General features: G+C 35.3%; 2 protein-coding genes. One reads left to right on the forward strand and one right to left on the reverse strand.

Annotation, left to right across the window (positions count from 1 at the left end):
• On the forward strand, positions 1-600 hold a 600-nt coding region (locus tag EOC06_RS41180), incomplete at its 5' end, for a hypothetical protein (RefSeq protein ID WP_206631358.1).
• A gap of 107 nt (positions 601-707) precedes the next feature.
• Here EOC06_RS41180 and EOC06_RS37495 read toward each other — a convergent pair.
• On the reverse strand, positions 708-1,199 hold the full coding sequence (locus tag EOC06_RS37495; protein WP_128310129.1) for a MerR family transcriptional regulator: 492 nt from the start codon (positions 1,197-1,199) through the stop codon (positions 708-710).
• Between the last annotated feature and the right edge of the window lie 9 nt (positions 1,200-1,208).

The raw sequence follows: 1,208 nt of genomic DNA on the forward strand, positions 1-1,208 counted from the left end.
GGATTAGGATACAGAACCGTGATACGAATCTGTGGCCGTTTAGAATCACTCGGTATTATTCGCCAGTATGCTATGAAAAGAGCAAGCGATATGCAGCAAACAAGTAATGCTATCGTTATTATTCCACCTGTTCATAGTAAAAGTGGCAGACAAGAAAACGAAAAAGTGGCAGACCAAAAAAACAATATCTCTTTAAAACAAAAACATAATATTAATCATCTAAATGTTAAGCATTCTGGATACATAAAATTTGTTCCTAAAGCTCTTCAGCAATTTAAAGCCTTTTTTGGTCTTAATATTAAAGATATGTATGGCCGTGTTTGGTTAGCAGCAAAGAAATTAGGTGTAAATGCTGACCAAGCATCTATGCAAAGAGTTGGATTTAATGTAATGGAATCCATTAAATCGTTTATAAAGAAATCTGGAACGATGATTTCTCCTGATGAACAAAGAGCAATGGCATATGTTATTGCTTACGAGCAAATCAAGCAAGGTGTAGAAAAAGGCAGTATTTATGATATGAGCTATATGTATGCATTTTTAGAAAAAGTGAAAAAGATGCGTGCAATGGAATCTAGAACTAAACAGGAGCCATTTTAAGCCGATTTTAGCGCTTTTATTATAGATGCTTATTCAAATACATTTTTAGAAAAATAACCACCTTAAAATGCCCATATTAAGCTCTAATGAACATTGAAAGGAAAAAGTTATCTTCTAAACCACCATCTTTTTTTTGTTTTTGGTTTTTCCTGTAATGATTCAATTAGCTTTTGTTGTTCTTGCTGTCTTTTTTCGATGACTTCAAGTTGGTTTCGCAATGTTGCAATCTCTTCTTTTTGTTCTGCAATAATTAGAAGGGTTGAGCTTAGGTGTTGCATGTGCACAGGTAGTGGAATATCTGTATCTTTTGTATCATGTGGAACTGTTGCCGTTGCTACTGCGGTTTCATCTGCGGTTTCTACGGTTATTGCAACCATGCGGGTTAGACCATCTTTTATCTCGTCTGCGGATATGTTGCGGTTGTATGCTTCCGCAATGTACTTTAGTATGTCGATAGTCTCAGGCTTATAACGCTTTTTACGACCTTCGCCTACTGATGGGATGAATTCTTCAAATCGATCTCGATAATATCTGGTAGTAGATTCAGCTAATTTTAGCGTTTTTGCAATTTCAGTTAAAGTTAATAATTGCTTGTCCAAGTCTCATCC

The organism is Mesorhizobium sp. M7A.F.Ca.MR.362.00.0.0 (assembly GCF_004023175.1).
Lineage (GTDB): Bacteria > Pseudomonadota > Alphaproteobacteria > Rhizobiales > Rhizobiaceae > Mesorhizobium.